This window comes from Halomonas sp. GFAJ-1 (assembly GCF_000236625.2).
In the GTDB taxonomy this organism is placed as follows: Bacteria; Pseudomonadota; Gammaproteobacteria; order Pseudomonadales; family Halomonadaceae; genus Vreelandella.
Genome location: NZ_AHBC01000049.1, coordinates 1 through 23,893, shown reverse-complemented (window position 1 = coordinate 23,893; position 23,893 = coordinate 1). Strand labels below are relative to the sequence as shown.

Below are 23,893 nucleotides of genomic sequence, written 5' to 3'. Positions count from 1 at the left end.
GCCTACCCAAGCCTGCATCCTAATCGTTGCCGTGACCTACATTCGCCATATAACCCTGCGCCCACTCGCGCACCTCGGGGTAGGCGCGCCGTTCAAAGACCGCGAAGCCGTTAAGAGTACGGGCTTTGAGCGGGGTGAAAATCGGCATGGTTAAGCCGCACAGAAAATGCGCCAGCCGCTGGGCATTGGGCGGCTGGCCGAACTGTTCGATATGACGCTCAATCAGCGGCATGGCGTAGCGCTGAAAATCCAAGTCGCTTAATACGGGCTGCGGCGGTGCATCGGGCAGCCGCACGGGGCGACCATAACACACTGAACAGTGCCCGCAGCGCCCCTGTTCGGTGTGGGCTGGCGCATTAAAGGTGGCATCACCAAAGTGCTCGGCCAGTCGACGCGTCAGACAGCTCTCAGACTCAAACAGCGCCAGCATCGACTGCAGCCGGTCAATTTCAATACGTTCACGACTGAGGCAGTCGTCATACAGCTGGTTCGCCAGCGTCTCAATGGCAAAACCGGGCTGACACACCTCATAAACATCAGTCATCCGCTTGCCTTCCAGTGTTAGCCAGCCTTTATCCTGAAAATACTCTAACGCGGTGATCACACGAGCCCGCGAAGCATCAATCTGCTGCGCCTGCCCCGCCTGGTGTAGGCGCTCAAAATCCACCGTGCCCCAAGTGCGGGCAATCGGAATGTTATCGACAACAAGGCGTACAAAAGCAGCACGCTCGCCTTCAAAACGGCCCACCAACTCATTAGGCTCAAGATGATAGCGCAGCCGATATTCGGCGAGAAACGCAAAGCGCGGGGCAATAATGCCGTGCATCTCCAGCCTCACCAGCAGTGTTTTTAGCGGCAGCAGGCGAATATTGGTATCCCGGGAAAGCGTAGTCAGCAGCACTTCCCACTGCTGATCTGAAGCGCTGCCTGCAGCAGCAATCTCTTCCAGCAGACGGTAGATACCCGCGTATTCAGGGGTGTCGCCATAAACGAAGTTCTCCAGCACCCGCAGGCCATCACGACCAGCCATGGTCAGACAGGTGGAAGGCTGGCCGTCGCGCCCCGCTCGGCCAATCTCCTGGCTGTAGTTCTCGATGGATTTGGGCAGGTCATAGTGCACCACGTTGCGAATATCGCCCTTATCGATGCCCATCCCGAAGGCGATAGTCGCCACGATGCAGGGCGACTCGCCGCCCATAAATTGGCGCTGGATCTCATCGCGGCGGCCTGAATCTAGCCCTGCGTGGTAGGCCTGGGCGGCAATTCCCTGAGCCGCCAATGCCTTCGCCACCTGCTCGGCGGTTTGCTGCAGGGTGACATAGATAATCGTCGGCGCCTCAAAGCCTGGCTGCATCTGCGGTTTCAGCCAGTTGATCAGCTTCTGCTGACGATCCTCCATGGCCGGTGCCACCAGCAGTTCAAGATTGGGACGGTAAAAACCGGTGGTGATGACGTTATCCGGCGCGATAGCAAACTTCTCGCCCATATCGGCAATCACCGTGGGCGTTGCGGTGGCGGTGAGCAGTAGCACCTGGGGAATGGCAAAATCACGCTGGTAGTCCGGCAGCTTCAAATAGTCGGGACGAAAGTTATGCCCCCACTCGGAGAGGCAGTGGGCTTCATCGACTACCAGTAGCGATATCTGTACTTGGCGCAAAAAATGGCGAAAGCGCTCGTTTTTAAGCCGCTCCACCGAGATCATCAGGATTTTCAGCTCGCCGCTTTTAGCGCGCTCCATCACATCGCGGGTGGTGTCTCGGTCTTGGGTGGAGTCGATGCTGGCCGCCGCCACACCGTGGCGGGTTAGAAACACGAGCTGATCCTGCATTAGCGCCAATAGCGGCGACACTACCAGGGTTAAATGCGGCAGGTGCAGCGCTGGAAGCTGGTAGCACAATGATTTACCCGCGCCGGTGGCGAAAATCGCCGCCGTAGAGTGCCCTTCCAGCACCCTGGACACCACCGCCTGCTGGCCGCCGCGAAAGCCGTCGAAACCGAATACGCCTTTCAGCGTTTGCTGGGGTGATGTAGAGCACATAACAGATCCTTATGAAGAAAGCAGAGGCTTAAAACGCCTTCTCCAACGCAAAGCGCGGCTGTGTGCGGCCCTCTTTGGTGACGCTTTCGGTAAACATTGTCAGCGGGCGCACCCAGAGGCCGTAGTTGCCGTAGAGCGCACGATAGACCACCAGCGGCTCTTCGCTTTCGCTGTGCTGGGCGGTGCCCATCACTTCGTACAAATTGCCTTTGTAGTGGCGGTATATACCGGGAACGGGCGTGGTCATTCGCTTTCCTTGTCAGTGGTATTTGCAGCGGCTGGCTGATTGGCTTTTTTGGCGAGGCGCTCTAGCACCTTTGACGCGGCGACAAAGCCAAAGGTGCCGGTTAAAAAGGTGGCGGCGCCAAAACCTGAGGCGCAGTCCAAGCGTGTGGCATCGCCGCTGCCAGGCTTCTGCAGACACACTTCACCGTCTGCGCCGGGATAGATCAACTGCTCGTCGGAGTAGACACACTCCACCGAGAAGCGCCGCTTGGGATTGCGGGAGAAGCCGTAGTCCCGGCGCAGCCGCGAGCGCACTTTGGATAGCAGCGGGTCGTGCTCGGTGCGGGTCAAGTCCGCCACCTGAATACGCGTGGGGTCGGTTTGCCCGCCCGCCGCGCCGGTCACGGTAATCGGAATTTTGCGCCGTTTGCACCAAGCGATCAGCGCAGCCTTGGCAATCACGCTGTCGATGGCATCCACCACATGATCGACATCGTCGGGAATCCGTTCAGCCAGGTTGGTGGGGGTCACGAAGGCAGTATCCGCCACGATCTCGATTTCCGGCGCAATCAAACGACAGCGCTCAGCTAGCACATCAACCTTAGGCTGACCAATGGTGCCATCCAGCGCATGGAGCTGCCGGTTAACGTTGGAAACACACACATCGTCCAGGTCGATCAGCGTCAGCTTGCCAATGCCCGAACGCGCCAGGGCCTCCACCGTCCAGCTACCCACCCCACCCACCCCAACCACCGCCACATGGGCATGACGAAATGCGCTGGCAGCACGCTGGCCGTAAAGGCGGCGAATCCCGCCAAAGCGAAAGTCGTAATCCCCCGAGACTGGCATTGGCTCGTTGGAAGGTTCAACTGCGGGCATAGGAATAGACTCACTCATAGTGCTTGGAGGGCTGAAGGCGTTTTCTGTGGCGGCGTGCGAATACTATCCAGCGGCAAATGCCCCGCCCAGCCAAGGTGATTAAACAGCGCGGTCATGGTGTCATCCAGGGCGCAGCTTAATTGTACGCGCTTATCGAGCAGCGGATGGTCAAAGGCCAAGTAGGTAGCCGCCAGCAGTAAACGTGGCGCCCCCAGCTGTTCGGCGAAAAAGCGGTTGTGAACACTTTTACCGTGCTTGGCATCGCCAATAATCGGGTAGCCTCGCCGCGAAAGGTGGCGACGAATTTGATGGCGGCGGCCAGTCAGTGGCCGTGCCTCTACCAGCGAGTAGCGCGCAACTTGGTAGCGGTCAACCTGCACAGGTAGTTCGACACTATCCAGGCGGCGTATATCGGTCATCGCCGGCATGGCAGGCATTTCGGCTTTAGGTCGCGTGCCGTCCTCTTCCCGCAGGGGGTAATCCAAACGCTCGCTCTCCGGCGCTTTGCCGCGCACTACTGCCAAATAGCGCTTTTCCACTTGGCGCTCACTAAACGCCTCACTGAGCAGGCTAGCCACCGTTGAAGAGAGCGCAAATACAATAACGCCCGATGTTGGCCGATCTAACCGATGAACGGGATAGACCCGTTTGCCAAGCTGATCTCGCAAACGCTGGAGTAGAAATTCTGTTTCGCCACGCGCCAGTGCCGAGCGATGCACTAACAGCCCTGACGGCTTATGCACTGCAACGAGATACTCATCCTGATAGAGGATGTTGAGTGGCGTCATAACGCTCCCCGGCAATTGCTAATAAATAATGGCTAATGAAAAAGCAGCTAATAAGCAGTCGCTAACCATCTAAACAGGACGCTATTGTCGCGGCTAGGCCGTGAGATGTCATCAATCGGTTGGCTGGCAGAGTTGTTCGCTGGCAGCTACCTTAAATAAGCAACGCTAACGTCGCGTTTCCATGGATTAGGAAGGAGAAGTTTTTATGCGCTATTCGACTATACGCTCTTCAACATCGCTTACCGCCTTTGCTGCCTCATTACTGCTCGCCGCGTCAGCGGCAAATGCTGGTGAGAAGCTTGAGGTGGAGATGAACAAAGTCAGCACCGACGGTATTGAAGACTCCATTGGCACCGTTACCATTGAGCATACCGAGCACGGTTTACTGCTGACCCCGTCACTAAACGACCTTGAACCTGGGGTGTATGGTTTCCACTTACACCAAAACGCCAGCTGCGAACCGGCTGAAAATGACGCGGGCGAAACCACGGCTGCCCTATCGGCGGGTGGACACTATGACCCCGAAGAGTCGGACACTCACCAGGGCCCCTATGGTGACGGGCATCTTGGCGATCTACCAGTACTCACCGTTAACGACGATGGCGAAGCTAACCTACCCGTCTTGGCACCACGCTTAAGCATGGACGACGTGTCGGGCCGTAGCCTGATCATTCATGAAGGCGGCGATACCTACGATGATGAGCCACATCTTGGCGGTGGCGGTGCACGCATGGCCTGCGGCGTTATTGAGTCTTAAAAGGCAGAACCCCATTAAACGCCGTAGAAATGCAAAACGGGCAGCCATTAGGCTGCCCGTTTTACTGAAAAGCGCGTAACTTACTCTTCGTCTGTAGCCAACTGCATGTGCTTTTGCAGGTAGTTTTGAAGACCCACTTTATCGATTAAACCAAGCTGCGTTTCAATATGGTCGATATGACCTTCTTCATCAGCAAGCAGGTCGCGCAACAGGTCACGTGTCACGTAATCTTTGACGCTTTCACAATAGGTAATCGCTTCAATATAGTCCTTGCGACCGTCGTGCTCAATTTTCAGATCGCTTTCGAGCATTTCTTTAACGTTTTCACCAATATGCAGCTTGCCTAGATCCTGAAGATTAGGAATACCTTCAAGGAACAAAATACGCTCGATAAGTTTATCTGCGTGCTGCATCTCTTCAATAGACTCGTCATACTCCCACTTGGCAAGCTCTTTAAAGCCCCAGTCTTTGTACATTTTGGCATGCAAAAAATACTGATTAATGGCTACCAGCTCGTTGCCGAGAGCGATATTGAGATGCTGAATGACCTTAGGATCACCTTTCATGACGTCACCTTTCTTAGCGTATAGTTCTTAAAATCCAATACTTAAAAAAACAGCGCTTTAAGTACTGTCTTAAACGTTAATCTAGGAGTATAGGTCATGCAATGATTTACTCCCAATATGAATGGGAGTATAGCGAAGATGGTTAAAAACTAAAATAAATCATACACTTGCTAACGATAACCCCAACAATAGTGATTCGCGTCACACAGCATAGGCAAGGCCCATATCAGCTTCATAACGAGCTGTTTGTACCGCTTCACGGGTCAGGGATTTTGCGTAGCAAGCGCATTTGCCGCACTGGGTAGCGCAACCTGTGGCTTCGCGCACTTCTCTCCAGCTGCGCGCTCCGTCGCTAACTTGCTGGCGAATTTGATGGTCGGTAACTCCCTTGCACACACATACGTACATGGCAACACCTCATAAAAGTCATGAGATGAATGTAAATGATTCGCATACATCTTTTCAAGTAGAAATGGATGCTTTTTGGTATCTATTCGTCTTAATAAAAATGAACGATAAGGTAACGCCTTGGCACAGCAACATTTTTAGCCAAACAGGAGCTGCCATTATTTTTTCGGCAACACAACCGTTTGCGTATTAGAGGCGATATCTGGCCAACTTCTACGCTGCCGATCAAACAAGACCCACCAATAACCTAGCCCAAAAGCAGCCAACGATAGCCAGCCGGTTAAGCAGCGAATCACGCTTTGCATCGGCGTAATCGTATAGCCATCTACCGTTTGTACGCGTAAGCGCCACGTTTGCATGCCTAGCGTCATACCGCCACGCGTCCATGAAAAGGTAAAAAATGCCATCGCAGACAGCACGAGTAGCGCTCTTAAGCTCCACACTTCTAAAGCACCCACGCCGATTTGGTCGGCATTTTGGCCAAGTACAAAGCGGAAAAATGCCACATGAGCCACTGTAATACTGATCCAGATAGCCGCGACTAAAAAACCATCGTAAATCATCGCTCCCAAGCGCCGCGGTAGAGCGGCAGGCCATGTACTATCAAGCTGCGTTAAACGTCGTTGAACCATGTCAATCTCTTCTTAACTAAGGATTAGCCGTTTCGGCGCAGAAAATAGACGCCCACGATTGCGCAGGCAAGCGTGGGCACCAATACCGCCCAAACCGGTGAGAAACCAAAAATCGTCGATGCGGGCGCTAACAGGTCTTGCACATATTTAAAGATCAACCCAGTCACTACCCCATAGAATACTCGGGTACCTGCAGCCACCGTTCGCAGCGGGCCAAAAACAAAGGAAGCAGCAATCAACACCAAAGAGCCCATGGTGAGCGGCATCAGTATTTTTTGCCAGAAGTAGAGTAGCGGCTGGTCAGCCTGTAGGCCCTGGCTTTCCAAGAAATTTGCATAAGCCCACAGTTCACTGGGTGCCTGGCTTTGAATGTTACGTAAAAGTCGCTCTAGCTGGGTCGGTGTGAATGCCGTCTCCCAAATAGCCTGCGCCTGGAACGCCGATTCTGTACGGTCGTCAAAAATACGTGTGGTGGTGATGTTTTCTAACTGCCACTCCCCACCTTCCCAATGGGCACGCTGGGCATGCGTGGCTTCGATAAGGCGGCGCTCGTCAAAGCGGTAGCGGGTTAAGTCCAGCACCACATTATCCGCGCGGATTGCACCAAAGCGATACACACTATCGCCTTCAAATTGCCACCCGCTACGGCTGGTGAGCATTGCCCCTTCACCCTGACGCTGCTCTAAACGCCACGCCTCGGCAAACTGCTCGGTGCGGGGCGTGACAAATTCGGCAACCAACAGAACCACCACGACCACCAGCAAAACCGGTTTCATTACTCCCCACACAATACGCGCGAGAGAGCGCCCTGCTGCCCGCATCACCGTCAGCTCATTGCTTGACGCCATGCTACCCAGGCCTATCAGTGCGCCAATCAGCACCGCCACAGGGGCGTATTGGTAAAACCGCCAGGGCAAACGCATACCTAAATAAAGCAGCACGTCGAAAGCGGTGTAGTCACCCTGGGTATCGCTTAAGTCCCCGATGTAAGCAATGGTGATATCTAGCCCCAGCAGCACAGTCTGCACCACAATAATGGCGGCCAGGACATTGCGAGCGATATAACGATCCAAGCGATCGAACACCATTTAACGCATCCCCTTACGTTGTGAACGCCATAGCAGTAGACAACCAAGGCCCAAGAATAGCGCGTGCACTGGCCACACGCCGATGGTCGCTGACAATGAGCCGCTGCCAATAGCATCCACGGCGGCCAGTAGTAGGCTCAAATAGGCGACATAAAGAAACACCGCAGGCAGTAGCTTTGCAAAGCGCCCTTGCCGAGGATTAACGCGAGAGAGCGGCTGCGCCAGCAGCGCCAAGATAAACACCATGAACGGCAGGCCTAATCGCCACTGAAACTGTGCCTGAGCGCGCGGGTCGGGGTCACTCCATAGCTCAAAGGTAGTCGCATACTCGAGTGAATCCAGCTCCTGGCGACTGCGGCTTAACCCCAAGCGCAGCGTATAGCGCTCAAAGGTTAAACGCTCGGCCTCTTGCCGCCCTGGCGTCACCCCATAGCGCTCCCCTTCTTCCAGTACTAAAAAGCGGCTGCCGGTGGCGAGGTTAGTTTCCTGATAGCCTGCCCCAGCCCGTGTCACGTAGCTATGGGTACTTTCTGCATTGGGCTGCGCTTGTTCATGAACCAGCACATCCTGCATTTGCCTACCATCACTACTGAAATCTCTAATATAGGCTGTACGCCCCCCACCAAAGTCCTGAAAGCGGCCCGGTGCTAATATCGAAACATCCAATCGGCTACGCTGCTCTTCCAGGGTAGCCTCGGTCAGTAATGCGCCGGCGGGCGTCAACCACAGGCTGCACACCCCGACCAACACAGCCACCACGGAGGCTGGCAGCAGCGTTACCCGTAAAAGCCGTGCGGGGCTCATGCCGCAGGCCACCATCACAGTAATTTCGCTGTTCATGTAGAGCTGTCCATAGGCCAACAGGATGCCCAGAAAAAATGACAGCGGCAGAATCAGTTCCATGAACCCCGGCAGGTGAAAAAACATCAAACTGCCCAGAATGGTGACGGGAATATCGCCCTCGGCAGCATCCGCAAAATAACGGATGAAGCGACTGCCCATAATGACTAATAGAAGAATACCGGCCACAGCAGACATGGTCAGTAATACTTCACGAGTTAAGTACCGAAATAAAATCAACGCACTCTCCGGCTAAAGGTGCAGGTTGCCATGCAATGCGCCCATGGCTTGGGTACACTAATCCAACTGTTATAAAACCCTAGTAACGGGGCATTATCCCGAATCACTCGATGCTTGTCTTGTTGGAGACGTCATGGAATTTTCCGTTCAGACCGCGAACCCAGCCAAAGCCGAAACGGCTTGCCTCGTTCTCCCAGTCTTTAAAGGTAGCGATTTATTGCCCGCTGTCGCCAAATTGGACGATGCCAGTGAGCGTCTGATTGGCCAGCTGTTAGAGCGCGGCGACTTCGATGCAGCCCTTGGCAATGTGCAACTCATTCCCTTCGCACCGGGCTTGGGCGCCGAACGTTTGCTGTTGGTAGGACTGGGTAAGCGCGAGAAATGCCAAGAAACGGCATTTATCAAAGCCCTCGACGCGGCACTGGCGGCGCTAGTCAAGCTACCTATAGATGAAGCCTGCATCGCATTTACCGATGTTCCGCTGGAAGATCGTGACACAACCTGGAAAGCACGCAAAACCTTTGAAGCGGCGGAGCGAGCAATTTATCGTTTTGATCAGTTCAAGTCGTCACCCCAGAAAGCCCCAAGCCTGGCAAAATTAAACCTCATTATCAGCGACGCCGATGCCGCGCCCATGGCTAAGCAAGGTGCTGCGCTGGGTATCGCGATCGGTCAGGGCATTAACTTCACTCGCACCCTGGGCAACCTACCGGGCAATGTCTGCACACCACGCTATTTGGCTGAGCAGGCCGAGCAGCTGGGCCGCGTCTCCCAAGGTGCGCTTGAGGTGGATATATTAGATGAGGAGGCGCTGGAAGCCCTTGGCGCGCACTCACTACTTTCCGTCGGTCGCGGCAGCCAGGAACCTTCGCGGCTGATCGTCATGAAGTACCAGGGCGCAGAAAACCCGGAAGAAGCCCCCCATGTACTGGTAGGTAAAGGTATCACCTTCGATACCGGCGGTATTTCGCTGAAGCCCGGCGAAGGCATGGACGAAATGAAATTCGACATGGGTGGCGCGGCCAGCGTGTTTGGTACGGTAAAAGCGGTGCTGGCCATTCAGCCCAAGCTGAACGTGGTCTTCATTGTTGCTGCGGCCGAAAACATGCCCGACGGTGCCGCCACTAAACCCGGTGACATTATCAAAACGCTGAAAGGGTTAACGGTGGAAGTGCTTAACACCGACGCCGAAGGTCGCTTGGTGCTTTGCGATGCCCTCACCTACGCGGAGCGTTTTACCCCCGCCAGTGTGATTGATATTGCCACCCTAACCGGCGCTGTGATTATTGGCCTGGGTCATCATGCCACCGGCCTGCTCTCCAACGACGATGACCTGGCGCTTGACCTATTAGACGCAGGCGAAGCTGCTTGGGATCGTGCCTGGCACCTGCCGCTATGGGACGAGTACCAGGAGCAGCTGGATTCCAACTTCGCCGATCTGGCCAACATCGGTGGACGCCCGGCAGGCACCATTACCGCCGCCTGCTTCCTATCGCGCTTTGCCGATCACTTCCCCTGGGCGCACCTGGATATCGCGGGTACTGCTTGGCACTCTGGCAAGCAAAAAGGCGCCACCGGTCGCCCGGTCGGGTTACTAACCCAGTACCTGCTTGATCGTGAAGCCGACGCCCAAGTAGAGAATAGCGACGACTAACATCACAATCAGGCGATCAACGGTTGCCATTCGTTGACGTAAACGTTACATCTATGGGCATTAGCATGCGTGCTGCTTTCAGGGCGCATGCTACACCTAACAAACACTAACACTTGCCCTTCGGGGCCAGGCTATAGCGGAGAGAATACGCCGTGCCCACAGCTTCAGATACCCAGCTTGAATCACATTTTGAAATGCTGCCGTCCAATCAGCCGATAGCTGATGAAATTCGTGACAACATTCTGCAAAACCCTGGTTTTGGCAAGCACTTCACTGATCACATGGCCCACGTCCGCTGGACAGTCGACGCTGACTGGCACGGCCATCAGGTGCGCCCCTATGGTCCGCTAATCCTTGACCCTGCAGCATCGGTGCTGCACTACGGTCAGGAAATTTTTGAAGGTATCAAAGCCTATCGCCATGCCGATGGTTCTATCTGGACCTTCCGCCCGGAGAAAAATGCCGAGCGTTTCCGTCGGAGCGCTCGCCGTTTAGCGCTACCGGTGCTTTCCGACGACGACTTTATCGGCTCGCTTAAAGCACTGCTGGCCAAAGACCACAACTGGGTGCCTACGCCCTCAAGCGATGCCGACGAGTGCAGCCTCTATTTGCGTCCGTTCATGATCGCTTCTGAAGCTTTCCTAGGTGTGCGCCCAGCCCATGAGGTGGACTACTACGTCATTGCCTCACCCGCGGCGGCGTACTTCAAAGGCGGCATTGAACCGGTTTCCATTTGGCTCTCGTCACACTACAAGCGCGCGGCCCCAGGCGGCACCGGCTTTGCCAAATGTGGTGGTAACTACGCAGCATCGCTAGCAGCGCAAAAAGAAGCTGCCGCCAACGACTGCAGCCAAGTAGCGTTCCTCGACGCTGCCGAAAACAAATGGGTCGAAGAGCTAGGCGGCATGAACCTCTTCTTTGTCTATAAAGATGGTCGTATTGTCACTCCCCGGCTTACCGATACTATCTTAGAAGGCGTTACCCGTAACTCAGTCCTCACCTTGGCTAAAGACGCCGGTTTAACCCCAGAAGAGCGCCCCATCAGCATTGACGAATGGCGTGAAGGCGCAGCATCAGGTGAGATTACCGAAGTGTTCGCCTGCGGCACCGCAGCGGTCATTACCCCGGTAGGCGAGCTAGTCACCGAAAACGAGCGTATTCGTTTGCAAGGCGACGGCAATAACGAGATCGCCAAGCGTATCCGTAAAACGCTGCTCGACCTGCAGTATGGCCGCAGCGAAGATAAGTACGGCTGGCTCACCCGGTTGGTATAAATCAGTTAGTATCAACCAACAGGTATCACCCAGCGCCCTACCGCCGCTTGCAACGGCGGTAGGCTTTTTTTGAAAGAGCTGGAACCGCTGGAGCCACCGATGGCACGTATCGACTTCTATATCCTTCCCGACACTACCCTGGAAGCGCGACTGCAGTTTGCTTGCAAGCTTGCCGAAACGATCCACCGCAAAGGGTATCGGTTGCACCTCCACTGCGAAGACAAAGCCCTGGCCGAACAGGCCGATGAAGCGCTGTGGAATTTCCGCGAAGACGCCTACCTACCCCATGCATTGGAAGATAGCGCGATGGCCGCTAGCGTGCCCATCACGCTCGGCTGGCAACAGCTACCAGTACCCACTGAAGAGACTGCGCTGCTGAACTTGCATCCTGAGATCCCCGACGGCGTAGAAAACTACGCGAGAATTGCAGAGATCATCAATCAACACCAGCAAGTGTTAGTTGCTAAACGCGCCTGCTGGCAACGCTATAAAGAAATGGGGCATGAGGTGGTGCCGCATAAACTGGGATAAATAGCCGGTAAGACCGTCCACCAGAGACATCTGACCCCGCACTTGGCGGGGCCATCAACAGACATTAGGCAATCACTATGGGTGCGGCTAGGCAGTCTTCGCCCTAGCCACCCTGTTGCTGTTGCTGCATCTGCTCCTGCATTTGTTGTTGCATTTGCTCCTGCTGTTGAGCCATCGCCTCATCCAGTTGATCGCGCTGCTCCTGAGTGAATACACCTTCGATCTGAGACTGAATGATAACGCTATCAGCGGTCATCTCGGCCGTTAGGTCACCAAGACGCTCCGCATCCGCGCGTATGGCAGCTTCATCGTAATCGGGCCCAACCTGCTCGCCAAGTTGCTGTTGCAACTGCTGGGCTTCCTGCTCCTTGCTAATGATTTCGTTTTGCACCTGGGTCAAGAGGTTATTCAACTCCTGTTTCTGTCCTTCATTCAGATCCACCATTTCATCAAGTTGATTAACTTGGTCATCGACACTGGGGGTGGCACCACCCATTTGCTGGGCCATGGCGGGAACACTGAATGCCAGCGCTGCGACTGCTGGAACGAAAAGCTTAGCTAGGTGCATAAAAACTCCAATTGCGTACAAAATGTATTCCTACCCGGCACAGTACTGACGGGTCTTGCGATAACCCTATATGACCCTATGACAAACCACCTACACAGCAGGAACAACAAAGCTCTGTGGTAGCGAATCGTCTTGGCTACGGGCTCCCGCGGTGGCTAGTCAACAAGGCCACAAACAGGCTAACTGTCGATACCTGCCCGGTCCGACAGTACTGTTTTCAAAAAATTCGTTATGACGGCAAATTGTTGATTACCATTAGCGGCGCCTTGCCGCGCCATTTGTACTCAAGGAGAAGTAAACGTGTTCACGCGCTACCCGCTTGTTACGATCGTCATCGCCCAGCTATTGGGTACCTCGCTATGGTTTAGCGTGAATGGCGTTGGCTTGGCACTTCAAGATGCCGTGGGCATGAGTGAGCGCGACTTAGGGATGCTAACCATTGCCGTGCAGGCGGGCTTTATTACCGGCACTCTGTTAATCGCCACTACCGGGCTTGCCGATCGTGTCCGTGCCAGCCACTTGTTTGCCGCCTCGGCGGTGCTAGGCGCATTGATTAACGCCGCCTTTATCGGCGTGGCGGAAAGCGTCAGCTTAGCAGCGGTGGCACGGTTTTTGGTGGGGCTATGCCTAGCGGGTATTTATCCTCTCGGCATGAAGTTGGTGGTGAGTTGGACGCCCACCCACGCAGGCGCCGCCCTTGGCTGGTTAGTGGGCATGCTTACCCTGGGCATCGCCTCGCCGCATCTATTGCGTGGGCTTACGCTGCATCTGCCGTGGCAGTGGCCGCTGCTGCTGGCCTCTGCCCTTGCACTATGCGCCGCCTTCATGATTTTCAAGCTAGGCGTAGGGCCGCATCTACCTGCCAAAGCCAGTGGCGGGCGCCCCTGGGCAGGGCTTACTGCCTTCAGACAAAAGAACTTCCGCGCTGCGTCGCTGGGCTACTTTGGTCACTGCTGGGAGCTGTATGCCCTCTGGGCGCTCGTGCCGTTTTTAGTCGCGCGCGAGCTTGAACGACTCACTGCAGCGCCCGGCTTGCAGCCATGGGTAAGCTTTGCGGTCATTGCCCTTGGCCTGCCCGGCTGCGTTTGGGCTGGTCGCTGGAGCCGCCGCGTGGGCAGCGCGCGAGTAGTCTTTGTGACGCTAGCCATTTCCGGCACGCTTTGCTTGGCCTATCCCCTCTTAGGTGGCACATCACCCTGGCTACTGCTGGCACTTTTGGGGGTTTGGGGCCTTAGCGTCATTGCCGACTCGGCGCAGTTTTCCGCGCTGGCGTCAGCCGCTGCCCCACCCGAACGGCTGGGCGCAGCCCTTGCCATGATGAACGCTATCGGCTTTGGCTTAACAATCCCCTCTATCGCCTTGGTCACCGCCCTGTGGGCAAGCCAAGGGCCATGGGTGGTCTGGTGGCTGCTGCCAGGACCAGTGCTTGGATTAATCGCTATGCGTGGGCTCTCTTCAGGTAAATGATTCCAGCGATTACTTGCTAAGGTAGCCATTTTTTAGCAACGTCACGAAAGGTCTTCACTATGGCCCACGCTGCCCAATGGGTGCCGCTCAGCCAAGAGCACCACGGCGGTTTGATGTGGCAGCGCTACACTGCCTACCATTTTGCTCGGCACACCGCTTATGTCTCTCTCGCTGAACCAGAACTGCGCTTCGCCGCCGCCTGCTTTCCTATTGGGCTTATCAAAGGGAGTGATGGCTGGCAGGCGGTAGCGCTGCTCGGATTAGACGGTGCCAATAACCTGATCATTGACAGCGAGGGTCGCTGGCGGGCGACCTATGTACCTGCTGCGCTGCGCAGCCATCCGTTCGGGCTGCATCGCGATTTCCCAGATACACTGTGCATCGACCAGCGCTCACCCTGTGTGGTGGAGCGCCTGGATGCTGAGCCCTTTTTTAACCAACAGGGAGGATTAGCAAGCTTCCCTAAACAGGTACTGAATTTTCTTCAACAGCGGGAAAAAGGCTGCCAGCGAGTAGCGCAGCAGCTACAAACATTAGCCAACGCCCACCTACTCACGCCTTGGCAGCCCAAGGTTTACCAAGGCAGTACGCCGCTGTATCAAATCGATGAGCGTGCCTGGCAGGCGCTAACAACTGAACAAATAGGGCTTTTCTGGCAATTAGGCGCCGTGCCTTTAGTGTACGCTCAGTTGCAGTCTCAGCTACAGCTGGGCATTCTCAGCGCTTACCAGCGGCGCAGGGCTACTGCCGCACCTCCGCCCGAACCTACACCAAGCCCGCTTGCTGAATGGCAGGAAGCGCTAAGCAGCGAAGAGCACTACCAATGGCCGGATCCCTCTTAATTGGGTGCTAAGCACCGACGTTATCCAGGAAAGTGAATGTTTTTCAATGTTGATACGCTGCCACATAAACGGCGACTACTTATCAGCGTGGGGGCTGCCTGTTTGCTCGCAAGCCCCCTACTCGTCGCTGAAACTGACTTGGATGAACCTCTCCCTATCTCCGCGCCGCTGCCTACCTCCTCTCTGGAAGGCCCGGTTTTTTCGCCGTCACTTAAGCAGTTACTGGATAGCTTTCGCTGGCAGGCTGGCCAACCAATGGGGCAAACTCAAGCACTAAACGCCCTGCGCGATAAAATCCAGCTGGCGTTAGAGCAGCAGCCGCGCATTCTGGCCCAGCGCTCCCGGGAGCGTGAGTCAGTGCTGCAAATTGACGAAGTGCGCGCCGTGCGCCGCCCCCAAGTGAATGCTGGACTTGAGTACCGCAACGATTTACAACGCACTGAATCATTGCCCGACCGCGGCTCCCGCGTAGACGCGGTAGTCACTCTCAGTCAGCTGCTAATGGACTTTGGCGCCAGTGGCGAACGGCTACGCGCAGCAGACCTAAGCGCTGAAGCTGCTTTTTGGCAGTCCCATGCGAGTGTCGAGGAAGAAATCCTCTACGCAGTAACCGCCTACCTGGATGTAGCCCGCCTGACCGCTCAGCAACAGCTAGCCGAGCACAATCTGCAGCAGCATCAACGTATTTTTGAAGACGTTCAACTCCGCCGCGAGGCGGGCGCTGGGTCACAAGCCGACATGCTGCGCGCACAAAGCCGACTAAGCGACGCTAAGTCTCGATTGGTTTCCCTGGACGGTGACTTGGCCCGCGCCGTCAACGTCTATCAAGAAGCGTTTTTCACTACGCCAGACGTAGTTGCCTTACCCCAAGGGGCCGCACTGTTAAGCGAGTCCAGTGCTGATCAACTGCTTAACGACGCCCTTACCCGCAACGCTTCACTGCGCAGCCAAACGCTAGCCAGTGAAGCCAGCAATGCTGAAGCCAAGTCTACCCGGAATGCCCGCCTACCAAGCCTAAGTGTGGCTGTGGAAGGCCGACAGTTTGACGTTAACGACTTCAGCGACTCGGACAACGACGTAGCGCTGCTCTTCAACCTGGACTACACCCCCTATAGCGGCGGTGCGACCTCGGCGCGCATTGCCCAAGCGGTTGAACGTCAGCAGCAGAGTCAATTCGAACAGCAGGCGCTGCGGCGCGAGCTGGAGCGGGAAGTACGCTCCGCCTATACCGACACCCGCACCCGCCGAGCAGAGCTGGAAGCGCAAACTGCCACCCTTGCTGCTGAAGAAGAGGCGCTACTGGCCTACCGCGATCAGTTTGCAGTCGGCAGGAGCAGTATTAATGACCTGCTGGATGCCCAGCGCGACCTATTCCAAACTGCCCTGGAGCTGGTCAACCGCCGCGTACGTTGGGAGCAGGCGAGCTTCCAACAGCTTGCGGTTACCGGGCAGCTACTCGACGTGATGGAGATTTATCTTGAACGCCGCTAACCCGAGCACGGATCCTCTTGAGCAGTGCTTAACTTTTGTAGCCGCCCAGTTGGAACTGCCTGTTTCTGAAGCCGCTGTACGCGCCCACCGCGTGGGGGCTGACGCACCGCTTACACCCGATGGATTTATTGATGCCGCGGAACGTCACGGCATGGTCGCCGCGCTAGGCGAACATGCCCTTGAAACACTGGGCAATTCACTCCTACCGGCGGTCGCACTGCTCAAAAACGGCCGCGCCGTGGTGATTATCGAACGTATCAATGAGCAGCGTTTTGCGCTGTTCGACCCAGCGCTTGGTAACCAGCCGGTAGAAACCGCCTTAAGCGCGCTGGAGGCAGAGTACATTGGTTATCTCATTGCCGTTCGCGCCCGCTACCGCCCGGTGACACTTAACAGCGAACCCGCCATTCAAGGCGGCCACTGGTTCTGGAGCGCGCTTTCATCTAACCGCTGGGTATATACCCAAGTCGTTATTGCCGCTGCACTCACCAACTTTTTAGGCCTAGCTACCTCGCTATTTATTATGGTGGTCTACGACCGTGTGCTGCCAAATGAAGCGATTGAGTCTCTGATCGCGCTTACGATCGGCGTCAGCATTGCCTTGGTGTTTGATTTTGCGGTGAAGACCCTACGCCAGCTATTTATTGAGCGGGCAGGCCAAGAAGCCGACCTCCGCATGGGCAGGCGCATTTTCGACCATGTCCTCAATCTACAAATGAGCGCAAAGCGGGGGTCTACCGGCGGCTTCGCTAATACGCTGCGGGAATTTGAGTCGCTGCGTGATTTCTTCGCCTCGGCGTCGCTGGTAGCGGTGGTTGATTTACCCTTTATTCTGCTGTTTATCGGCGTGATATACCTGATTGGTGGGCCGCTGTTTTTAGTGCCACTGATCGCAGTACCGCTAGTGTTGCTAGTGGGCATTGCCGTACAACCATTCCTTAAGCGTCTTTCCGGTCAGGCATTCGAGGAGAACCGCTCTAAGCAAGGCGTGCTAATTGAAGCCGTGGCCGGGCTTGAGACCATTAAAGCCAGCGGTGCCGCGCCAATGATTCGCAAGCGCTGGGAAGAAAGCGTGCATCAGCAGTCGAATGTCGGCCGCAAAGGCCGCGCAATACAGCAGTTTGCGTTAAATGCTACCGCGCTAGCCCAGCAGGCTGCCCAGGTGAGCATTGTGGTATACGGGGTGTTTTTAGTAGGCGATGGGGTGATATCCATGGGGGCAATGATCGCCTGTGTGATTCTCACCGGACGCGCGCTGGCCCCCCTGGCGCAGCTGGCTCAAACCATGACCCGCATCAACCAAGCGCGCACCTCTTACCGGGCGCTTGACCAGTTGATGAATATGCCTTCCGAGCGCCCCGCGGGCCGTCAATATCTAAGCCGCCCAGCCCTAGAGGGTAAAATTCGCCTGCACGACGTTAGCTTCCGTTACCCCGAGCAAACCACGGCGGCGCTGACCGCTATCAACCTGACCATTGAACCGGGGGAAAAGGTTGCACTCCTGGGCCGAGTGGGGTCCGGCAAGAGCACGCTAGCGCGGCTGTTGTTAGGCATTTACCCGCCAGAACAGGGCTCGGTGCTGGTAGACGATACCGACATTCGCCAAATCGACCCGGCAGATTTACGCCACAACATCGGTAGCGTGCTGCAAGAGGCTTGGCTGTTTTCCGGCACCGTGCGCCAGAACATCGCGATTGGCGCCCACCATCCCAGCGATGAGCAAATTCTAAATGCTGCCAAATTAGCCGGTGCCCACGACTTTATCGCCCGCCACCCCAAAGGCTACGACATGCCCATTGGCGAGCGTGGCGAAGGGCTTTCCGGCGGACAACGACAGCTCATTTGCCTTGCCCGCGCACTGCTTGGCGCGCCGCCTATTCTGCTCATGGATGAGCCCACCAGCGCCATGGATATTCAAACCGAAAAAGAGGTCATCGCCCGGCTGAAAACGGCTAGCCAATCGCAAACCCTAGTCGTAGTGACCCACCGCACCAGCCTTCTGGAGCTGGTCGACCGAGTGATTATTCTCGATCAGGGTCAGGTTATTGCCGATGGCCCTAAAGCCAAAGTGATGCGTCCTGTGGAAGCTCCCCCCCTCCGCCCGCGTGAAGGAACAACACCGTGAGCCGCCCTAATTCCCAGCTGGATTTTGAACACTTCGTTCGCCATGGTCGCGCCAAGCGCCCAATCGCCAGCAGCTTACTCCTGTTCACTATTATTGGTTTTTTGCTGATTGGCTTTTTATGGGCCTACCTCACGGAAGTCGATGAAGTCACCCGGGGTCAAGGCAAAGTCGTGCCGTCACGCAGCCTACAGATCGTGGAAAGCCTGGAGGGTGGCGTCGTCACCGAAATCAACGTGCGCCGAGGCGATGTAGTCGAACAAGGCGATACGCTGATGGTGCTTAGCGGAGGCACCCTGGAAGGTGATTACGAAGAGAGCCTTCAACGCCTGCGTTCGTTGCAGCTGCGCTTACAACGGCTGGAAGCCGAAATTAACCAAGTACCTTTGGAGCTGGACTACGCTCTCAGCCAAGGCGCGCCCAGCGTCGCTGCTAGTGAAACCCGCTTATTCCATGGGCGACAGCTGGAACTAAACGCCGAGCTACAGGTGCTTGAACAGCAAGGCTACCAACGCCGCCAGGAAAAAGCCGAGCTAGAAGCTGCGCTAAGCACTGCCCGTTCCGGTGTGCAGCTGGCTGAACAGGAACTGGCTATTATTCAACCGCTGGCCCAGCGCGGCATCGAGCCAGAAACTTCGCTGTTACGGGTGCGCCAATCGCTCAATGAATTACGCGGCGAGGTGGCCCGCCAACAAAGCGCCGTTGCCCGCGCTGAATCTTCTATTGCTGAAATAGAAGACCGCAAAATAGCTGCCCGCAACGCCTTTGAAGCCGACGCTCTCGCCCAGCTGGCCGAGGCGACCTCCCACGTTGCTGAGCTTGAAAAAACGCTGCCCGGCCGTGCAGACCAAGTCGCACGCACCACGATCCGATCGCCGGTGGCTGGGGTCGTCAACCAGGTGCACATCAGTACCGTCGGTGGCGTAGCACGCTCTAGTGAGCCACTGGTCGAAATAGTCCCTGCCGACGACGCACTGGTAGTTGAGGCGCACATTCGCCCTGCGGATATCGCCTTTCTTTACCCCGGCCAGCCGGTGAAGGTGAAACTAACCGCCTATGACTTTGCCCGCTACGGCGGCCTGGATGGCGAGCTGGTCACAATTGCCGCCGATGCTGTTCAAATGCCCGAAACAGGCGAGTTGATGTACCCGGTTGAAGTACGCACCGAAGGCTACCTATATGACGCCGACAACCAACCGCTAACCATTATTCCCGGCATGGTGGCGGAAATTGATATTCTCAGCGGCAAGCGCAGCGTACTGGACTACCTAATGGAGCCCGTTGTAAAAGTACGCGACCGCGCCATGCGCGATTAACGGTGGGGCCGATTCATAACCCGCCCCTGACGGCCCCGCCCGAGTCGCGCTATACTTGTCGCCATTTTGCATCCTCGACTAATGAATTCGATACCTCGCCACGCGGGGCGTCTCTGCTGTGAGTGATTCCATGGAAAAGACCTACCAACCCGAACAGATCGAAACCCACTGGTACGAGCGCTGGGAAGCCGATAACCGTTTTGCCCCTTCTGGCCAGGGCGCGCCTTTTTCGATCATGATTCCGCCGCCCAATGTGACCGGCAGCCTGCACATGGGCCATGCGTTCCAAGACACCATTATGGATACCTTGACGCGTTGGAAGCGGATGCAGGGTAACAACACCCTGTGGCAGGTAGGTACTGACCACGCGGGCATCGCCACTCAAATGCTGGTAGAGCGCAAGCTGGCCTCTGAAGAGGGCAAAACGCGCCACGATCTCGGCCGTGATGCGTTTATCGATAAAGTATGGGAGTGGAAACACGAGTCTGGCGGACATATCACCCGCCAGCTGCGCCGCATGGGCGCCAGCGTTGATTGGAGCCGCGAGCGCTTCACCATGGATGACGGCTTCTACAAAGCCGTGCAAGAAGTGTTTGTGCGTCTACACGAAGAGAAGCTGATCTATCGCGGCAAACGTTTGGTCAACTGGGACCCGACGCTACACACCGCTATTTCCGACCTGGAAGTGGAAAACAAAGAGCAGCAAGGCAGCTTCTGGCACTTCCGCTATCCACTAGCCGATGGCGTCAAAACTGCCGACGGTAAAGATTATGTTGTCGTGGCCACCACCCGCCCGGAAACCCTGTTGGGCGATACCGGCGTGGCGGTTAACCCCGACGATGCACGTTACGCGTCCTTGGTCGGCAAGTTTATTGAGCTACCGCTGGTTGGTCGTCGGATTCCTATTGTTGCCGACGAACACGCCGATATGGAGAAAGGCTCCGGCTGCGTGAAGATCACCCCTGCCCATGATTTCAACGATTACGAAGTCGGCAAACGCCAGAACCACCTGCTGATCAATGTCTTCTCCAAAGACGCGGCGATTCTTGAACAAGCTGAAATTTTCGACCTGAAAGGCCAACCCCAGCCAGACGAAGACGCGACCCTGCCTGCCAAATATGCTGGGCTTGACCGCTTTGAAGCACGCAAGCAGATCGTTGCCGATATGGACGCCCTGGGCCTACTGGAGCAGGTAGAAGCCGTTAACAACACCCTGCCCTACGGTGACCGTTCCGGCGATGTCATCGAACCGCTGCTCACCGACCAGTGGTTTGTGGCCGTAGAGTCTCTTGCCAAGCCCGCTATCGAAGCGGTGGAAAACGGCGACATCCAGTTCGTGCCCAAGAACTACGAAAACATGTACTTCGCTTGGATGCGCGATCTGCAGGATTGGTGTATCTCACGCCAGCTGTGGTGGGGCCACCGCATTCCGGCTTGGTACGATGCCGAAGGCAATGTCTACGTTGCCCGCACAGAAGAGGAAGCCCGCGAGAAGCACGGTTTGACTGCCGAGGTGGCGCTGACCCAAGACGAAGATGTCCTCGACACCTGGTTCAGCTCAGGCCTGTGGACGTTTGGCACCCTGGGCTGGCCGGAAAAAACCCCGGAGCTGGAAACCTTCCACCCCTCCAGCGTACTGGTCACCGGTTTCGACATCATCTTCTTCTGGGTCGCTCGGATGATCATGATGACGCTGAAATTCACCGGCGAAGTACCCTTCAAAACCGTTTATGTGCACGGTTTGGTACGCGACGGTCAGGGTCAGAAAATGTCCAAATCCAAGGGCAACGTGCTAGACCCTATCGATCTGATCGACGGCATCACGCTCGATGAACTGCTGGAAAAGCGCACCGGCAATATGATGCAGCCAAAACAGGCCAAGGCGATTGCTAAAGCCACCAAAGACGAGTTTAAAGACGGCATTGAAGCCCACGGCACCGATGCGCTGCGCTTTACGTTCCTCTCCCAAGCCACCACCGGGCGCGATATCAAGTTTGATATGAACCGCTTGGATGGCTACCGCAACTTCTGCAACAAGCTGTGGAACGCCTCGCGCTATGTGCTGATGAATGCCGAAGGTGAAGATTGCGGCACCAGCGGCGAAGAGGTTGAGCTTTCCCTGGCTGACCGTTGGATTATTTCACAGCTACAGAAAACCGAAGCTCAGGTCACCAAGGCCATGGATGACTACCGCTTCGACCACGCTTCCCAAGCGCTGTATGAGTTTGTCTGGAACGAATACTGCGACTGGTACCTGGAGCTTTCCAAGCCTGTTTTATGGGACGAAAATGCCAGCGCCGAAGCTAAGCGTGGAACGCGCCGCACCCTGGTCCGGGTACTGGAAACTATCCTGCGCCTGGCCCACCCGATGATGCCCTATATCTCTGAAGAGATTTGGCAGCGCGTGGCACCGCTAGCGGGCACTTACGTGGGCGAAGGCGCCTCGATCATGCTCCAAGCCTGGCCGGAAGCTGACGAGAGCAAAATCGACGATCAGGCCACTCAAGATATCGAGTGGCTGAAAGGCGTGATCATCGCGGTGCGTAACATCCGCGCCGAGATGAATATTGCCCCGGGTAAACCGTTGGATGTACTGCTCACCAAGGGCAAGGCCGAAGACGCCGAGCGTCTGGAAAGCAACCGTCACTTCCTGGCCAAGCTGGCCAAGCTGGAAAGCGCCACTTGGCTGGCCAACCCAGACGACGCCCCGCTCTCGGCAACTCAGCTGGTCGGCGATATGGAAGTCCTGGTGCCGATGGCGGATTTAATCGATAAAGACGCCGAGCTTGCTCGTCTCGCTAAAGAGATCGAGAAGCAAGACAAACTGATCGGCGGCATTGAGAAGAAACTCGGCAACGATGGTTTTATCGCCAAAGCGCCGGTTTCCGTGGTGGAAAAAGAGCGTGGCAAGCTTGCTGAATTCCAAGCCGCCAAAAAGCTGCTGGAAGAGCAAAAGGCGAAAATCGCGAAGCTTTAAAAAAGCCCTGATTATGGCGCAACCCAAGACGGCACCTAATAAGGTGCCGTCTTGGGTTAGGTGCCCCGCTTGGCGGAACGCGTCAGGAACAAAACCGCTGACGGCCTGCCCATAGGTATTGGGCCATTAGAGCCTGATGGCCTAAGGGCGAGTCACTACCCTCTATCGAGTGACACTGCCCCGCATTCACCCATGGAGCTCACTCCCATATGACAACATTATCCAATAACGTCAGCAGCACGCTACCTACCATAGCGCCGCTGAACCCTGACCACCTATCGCTGTTTGAGCGAGAAGGGTTGACGGTCAAGCCCCTTGAACCGCTTGGCATTGAAATATACGGCGCCGATGTTCGCACCCGGCTCTCCAAGCCCGTTATTGAAGCTCTGGAAGTTGAAATGGCGCACCGCGGATTTATCGTCTTCAAGCACCAAACAGACCTTTCGGCGGATGAGCTGGTCAATGCCAGCAAATCGTGGGGTGCCGGAGAAATTCACTCGACCCATGGCGTCCACCCCGCCACGCCGGGTATGAACCGGGATATTTTCCGCTGCTCCAACGACAACCGCTACGGAATCCTAGGCGTTGGGCCCCAGTGGCATAACGACGGCAGCTTCGAGGCAGCGACGTTCTCTCACTCAGCCTACTATATGGCACGCGCCCCTGAGCAAGGCGGCGGCACTCACTTTGCCCATCAAGGCGCCGCCTTTGATGCGCTGCCAGAGGAAAAGCAAGCTTTCTGGGAGAGATTGGTGTCTGTTAACTCGGCTTCAGGCGTCAGTCATCCCGTTGTTCACACGCATCCCATTTCAGGACGCAAGAGCGTATGGCTCCACCTAGGCATGACCGGTGCGGTCATCGAACGGTTTCCCGAAAAAGACCTACCCATTGATGAACTGCAACAAGCACCGGCCTCTACCGATCAGCTTCGACTGCTCAACGAAGATGAGATGAAACAGCTTTTCAACGACTACAACGACCTATTAAATGCATCATTTGAGAAGCATTACGGCATACGGTATCACTACGACACCGGTGACCTACTGTACGTTGATAACTGGGCGCTAGCGCACCGGGCGGCGCCAGAGGCGCATATGTCCGCAGAAGAACAAGGACTGCGGATCATGGACCGTGTAACGGTGAAATCTAGACAGAACCTGGCGCCTCATTTTGGGTTGCCGCAGTACATC

At 56.0% G+C, this 23,893-nt stretch carries 21 protein-coding genes; 11 read left to right on the top strand and 10 right to left on the bottom strand.

What is annotated here, in order from left to right; genetic code table 11:
• Positions 1-19 precede the first annotated feature (19 nt).
• The 4 genes from MOY_RS13665 to MOY_RS13650 are packed head-to-tail and all read right to left on the bottom strand — an operon-like array spanning position 20 to position 3,930.
• Positions 20-2,038: a RecQ family ATP-dependent DNA helicase gene (locus tag MOY_RS13665; RefSeq protein WP_009100807.1), complete on the bottom strand. Its 2,019-nt coding sequence runs from the start codon at positions 2,036-2,038 to the stop codon at positions 20-22.
• Positions 2,039-2,066: 28 nt separating this feature from the next.
• Positions 2,067-2,285 carry a DUF1653 domain-containing protein gene (locus MOY_RS13660; protein WP_009100805.1) on the bottom strand — a complete coding sequence of 73 codons (219 nt, stop codon included), beginning with the start codon at positions 2,283-2,285 and terminating at the stop codon, positions 2,067-2,069.
• Complete coding sequence (gene tcdA / locus MOY_RS13655) at positions 2,282-3,142, bottom strand: tRNA cyclic N6-threonylcarbamoyladenosine(37) synthase TcdA (RefSeq protein ID WP_009100803.1); 861 nt, start codon at positions 3,140-3,142, stop codon at positions 2,282-2,284. Before tcdA ends, MOY_RS13660 begins: the two co-directional genes overlap by 4 nt.
• A 14-nt stretch (positions 3,143-3,156) precedes the next feature.
• Entirely contained in the window at positions 3,157-3,930 is a 774-nt protein-coding gene (locus MOY_RS13650) for a pseudouridine synthase (RefSeq protein WP_009100801.1), read from the bottom strand.
• Between the two features lie 205 nt (positions 3,931-4,135).
• Between MOY_RS13650 and sodC the strand changes: the two genes are divergently transcribed.
• Positions 4,136-4,687 carry a superoxide dismutase family protein gene (sodC, locus tag MOY_RS13645; RefSeq protein WP_009100798.1) on the top strand — a complete coding sequence of 184 codons (552 nt, stop codon included), beginning with the start codon at positions 4,136-4,138 and terminating at the stop codon, positions 4,685-4,687.
• 80 nt (positions 4,688-4,767) lie between these two features.
• On the opposite strand, the gene bfr is transcribed toward sodC, so the two are convergent.
• The 5 genes from bfr to lptF all read right to left on the bottom strand — a co-directional run bounded on the left by bfr (position 4,768) and on the right by lptF (position 8,461).
• Positions 4,768-5,253, bottom strand: coding sequence for a bacterioferritin (gene bfr / locus MOY_RS13640; protein ID WP_009100796.1), 486 nt, complete (start codon positions 5,251-5,253; stop codon positions 4,768-4,770).
• Positions 5,254-5,454: 201 nt separating this feature from the next.
• Positions 5,455-5,661 carry a (2Fe-2S)-binding protein gene (locus MOY_RS13635; RefSeq protein WP_009100794.1) on the bottom strand — a complete coding sequence of 69 codons (207 nt, stop codon included), beginning with the start codon at positions 5,659-5,661 and terminating at the stop codon, positions 5,455-5,457.
• A gap of 158 nt (positions 5,662-5,819) precedes the next feature.
• A complete protein-coding gene (locus MOY_RS13630) occupies positions 5,820-6,293 on the bottom strand; it encodes an RDD family protein (protein WP_009100792.1) in 474 nt (157 codons plus the stop codon).
• A 23-nt stretch (positions 6,294-6,316) separates the two neighbouring features.
• On the bottom strand, positions 6,317-7,381 hold the full coding sequence (gene lptG / locus MOY_RS13625; RefSeq protein ID WP_009100790.1) for an LPS export ABC transporter permease LptG: 1,065 nt from the start codon (positions 7,379-7,381) through the stop codon (positions 6,317-6,319).
• Positions 7,382-8,461, bottom strand: coding sequence for an LPS export ABC transporter permease LptF (gene lptF, locus MOY_RS13620; protein ID WP_009100788.1), 1,080 nt, complete (start codon positions 8,459-8,461; stop codon positions 7,382-7,384).
• Positions 8,462-8,594: 133 nt separating this feature from the next.
• Between lptF and MOY_RS13615 the strand changes: the two genes are divergently transcribed.
• The 3 genes from MOY_RS13615 (at position 8,595) to MOY_RS13605 (ending at position 11,920) form a co-directional block, all read left to right on the top strand.
• Positions 8,595-10,115, top strand: a complete 1,521-nt coding sequence (locus MOY_RS13615; RefSeq protein WP_009100786.1) for a leucyl aminopeptidase — start codon at positions 8,595-8,597, stop codon at positions 10,113-10,115.
• 152 nt (positions 10,116-10,267) lie between these two features.
• Complete coding sequence (locus MOY_RS13610) at positions 10,268-11,389, top strand: branched-chain amino acid aminotransferase (protein ID WP_009100783.1); 1,122 nt, start codon at positions 10,268-10,270, stop codon at positions 11,387-11,389.
• Positions 11,390-11,488: 99 nt separating this feature from the next.
• Entirely contained in the window at positions 11,489-11,920 is a 432-nt protein-coding gene (locus MOY_RS13605; RefSeq protein ID WP_009100781.1) for a DNA polymerase III subunit chi, read from the top strand.
• A gap of 103 nt (positions 11,921-12,023) precedes the next feature.
• Here MOY_RS13605 and MOY_RS13600 read toward each other — a convergent pair whose 3' ends face one another.
• Positions 12,024-12,488: a Spy/CpxP family protein refolding chaperone gene (locus MOY_RS13600; RefSeq protein ID WP_009100779.1), complete on the bottom strand. Its 465-nt coding sequence runs from the start codon at positions 12,486-12,488 to the stop codon at positions 12,024-12,026.
• A gap of 300 nt (positions 12,489-12,788) precedes the next feature.
• On the opposite strand from MOY_RS13600, the gene MOY_RS13595 reads away from it, so the two are divergent.
• The 7 genes from MOY_RS13595 to MOY_RS13565 all read left to right on the top strand — a co-directional run.
• The gene (locus MOY_RS13595; protein ID WP_009100777.1) at positions 12,789-13,955 is read left to right on the top strand and encodes an MFS transporter; all 1,167 of its coding nucleotides are present in this window, start codon (positions 12,789-12,791) and stop codon (positions 13,953-13,955) included.
• 59 nt (positions 13,956-14,014) lie between these two features.
• Positions 14,015-14,797 (top strand): SapC family protein, encoded by a 783-nt coding sequence (locus MOY_RS13590; RefSeq protein WP_009100775.1) that lies wholly within the window; start codon positions 14,015-14,017, stop codon positions 14,795-14,797.
• A gap of 36 nt (positions 14,798-14,833) precedes the next feature.
• Positions 14,834-16,288, top strand: coding sequence for a TolC family protein (locus MOY_RS13585; protein WP_009100774.1), 1,455 nt, complete (start codon positions 14,834-14,836; stop codon positions 16,286-16,288).
• A complete protein-coding gene (locus MOY_RS13580) occupies positions 16,275-18,413 on the top strand; it encodes a type I secretion system permease/ATPase (RefSeq protein ID WP_009100771.1) in 2,139 nt (712 codons plus the stop codon). The genes MOY_RS13585 and MOY_RS13580 overlap by 14 nt, the downstream gene beginning before the upstream one ends.
• Entirely contained in the window at positions 18,410-19,726 is a 1,317-nt protein-coding gene (locus MOY_RS13575; RefSeq protein WP_009100769.1) for an HlyD family type I secretion periplasmic adaptor subunit, read from the top strand. The genes MOY_RS13580 and MOY_RS13575 overlap by 4 nt, the downstream gene beginning before the upstream one ends.
• Before the next feature lie 130 nt (positions 19,727-19,856).
• Entirely contained in the window at positions 19,857-22,703 is a 2,847-nt protein-coding gene (locus MOY_RS13570; protein WP_009100767.1) for a valine--tRNA ligase, read from the top strand.
• Between the two features lie 209 nt (positions 22,704-22,912).
• Positions 22,913-23,893: TauD/TfdA dioxygenase family protein (locus tag MOY_RS13565; RefSeq protein WP_009100765.1), on the top strand; the 981-nt coding region annotated here is incomplete at its 3' end.

Excerpts from the sequence above, each read along its gene's own strand:
- MOY_RS13615 (WP_009100786.1), top strand. The coding sequence starts at position 8,595 with ATGGAATTTTCCGTTCAGACCGCGAACCCAGCCAAAGCCGAAACGGCT.
- MOY_RS13585 (WP_009100774.1), top strand. The coding sequence starts at position 14,834 with ATGTTTTTCAATGTTGATACGCTGCCACATAAACGGCGACTACTTATC.
- MOY_RS13630 (WP_009100792.1), bottom strand. The coding sequence starts at position 6,293 with ATGGTTCAACGACGTTTAACGCAGCTTGATAGTACATGGCCTGCCGCT.
- MOY_RS13650 (WP_009100801.1), bottom strand. The coding sequence starts at position 3,930 with ATGACGCCACTCAACATCCTCTATCAGGATGAGTATCTCGTTGCAGTG.
- MOY_RS13605 (WP_009100781.1), top strand. The coding sequence starts at position 11,489 with ATGGCACGTATCGACTTCTATATCCTTCCCGACACTACCCTGGAAGCG.
- MOY_RS13660 (WP_009100805.1), bottom strand. The coding sequence starts at position 2,285 with ATGACCACGCCCGTTCCCGGTATATACCGCCACTACAAAGGCAATTTG.
- MOY_RS13590 (WP_009100775.1), top strand. The coding sequence starts at position 14,015 with ATGGCCCACGCTGCCCAATGGGTGCCGCTCAGCCAAGAGCACCACGGC.
- MOY_RS13570 (WP_009100767.1), top strand. The coding sequence starts at position 19,857 with ATGGAAAAGACCTACCAACCCGAACAGATCGAAACCCACTGGTACGAG.
- lptG (WP_009100790.1), bottom strand. The coding sequence starts at position 7,381 with ATGGTGTTCGATCGCTTGGATCGTTATATCGCTCGCAATGTCCTGGCC.
- MOY_RS13665 (WP_009100807.1), bottom strand. The coding sequence starts at position 2,038 with ATGTGCTCTACATCACCCCAGCAAACGCTGAAAGGCGTATTCGGTTTC.
- MOY_RS13635 (WP_009100794.1), bottom strand. The coding sequence starts at position 5,661 with ATGTACGTATGTGTGTGCAAGGGAGTTACCGACCATCAAATTCGCCAG.
- tcdA (WP_009100803.1), bottom strand. The coding sequence starts at position 3,142 with ATGCCCGCAGTTGAACCTTCCAACGAGCCAATGCCAGTCTCGGGGGAT.
- MOY_RS13600 (WP_009100779.1), bottom strand. The coding sequence starts at position 12,488 with ATGCACCTAGCTAAGCTTTTCGTTCCAGCAGTCGCAGCGCTGGCATTC.
- sodC (WP_009100798.1), top strand. The coding sequence starts at position 4,136 with ATGCGCTATTCGACTATACGCTCTTCAACATCGCTTACCGCCTTTGCT.
- bfr (WP_009100796.1), bottom strand. The coding sequence starts at position 5,253 with ATGAAAGGTGATCCTAAGGTCATTCAGCATCTCAATATCGCTCTCGGC.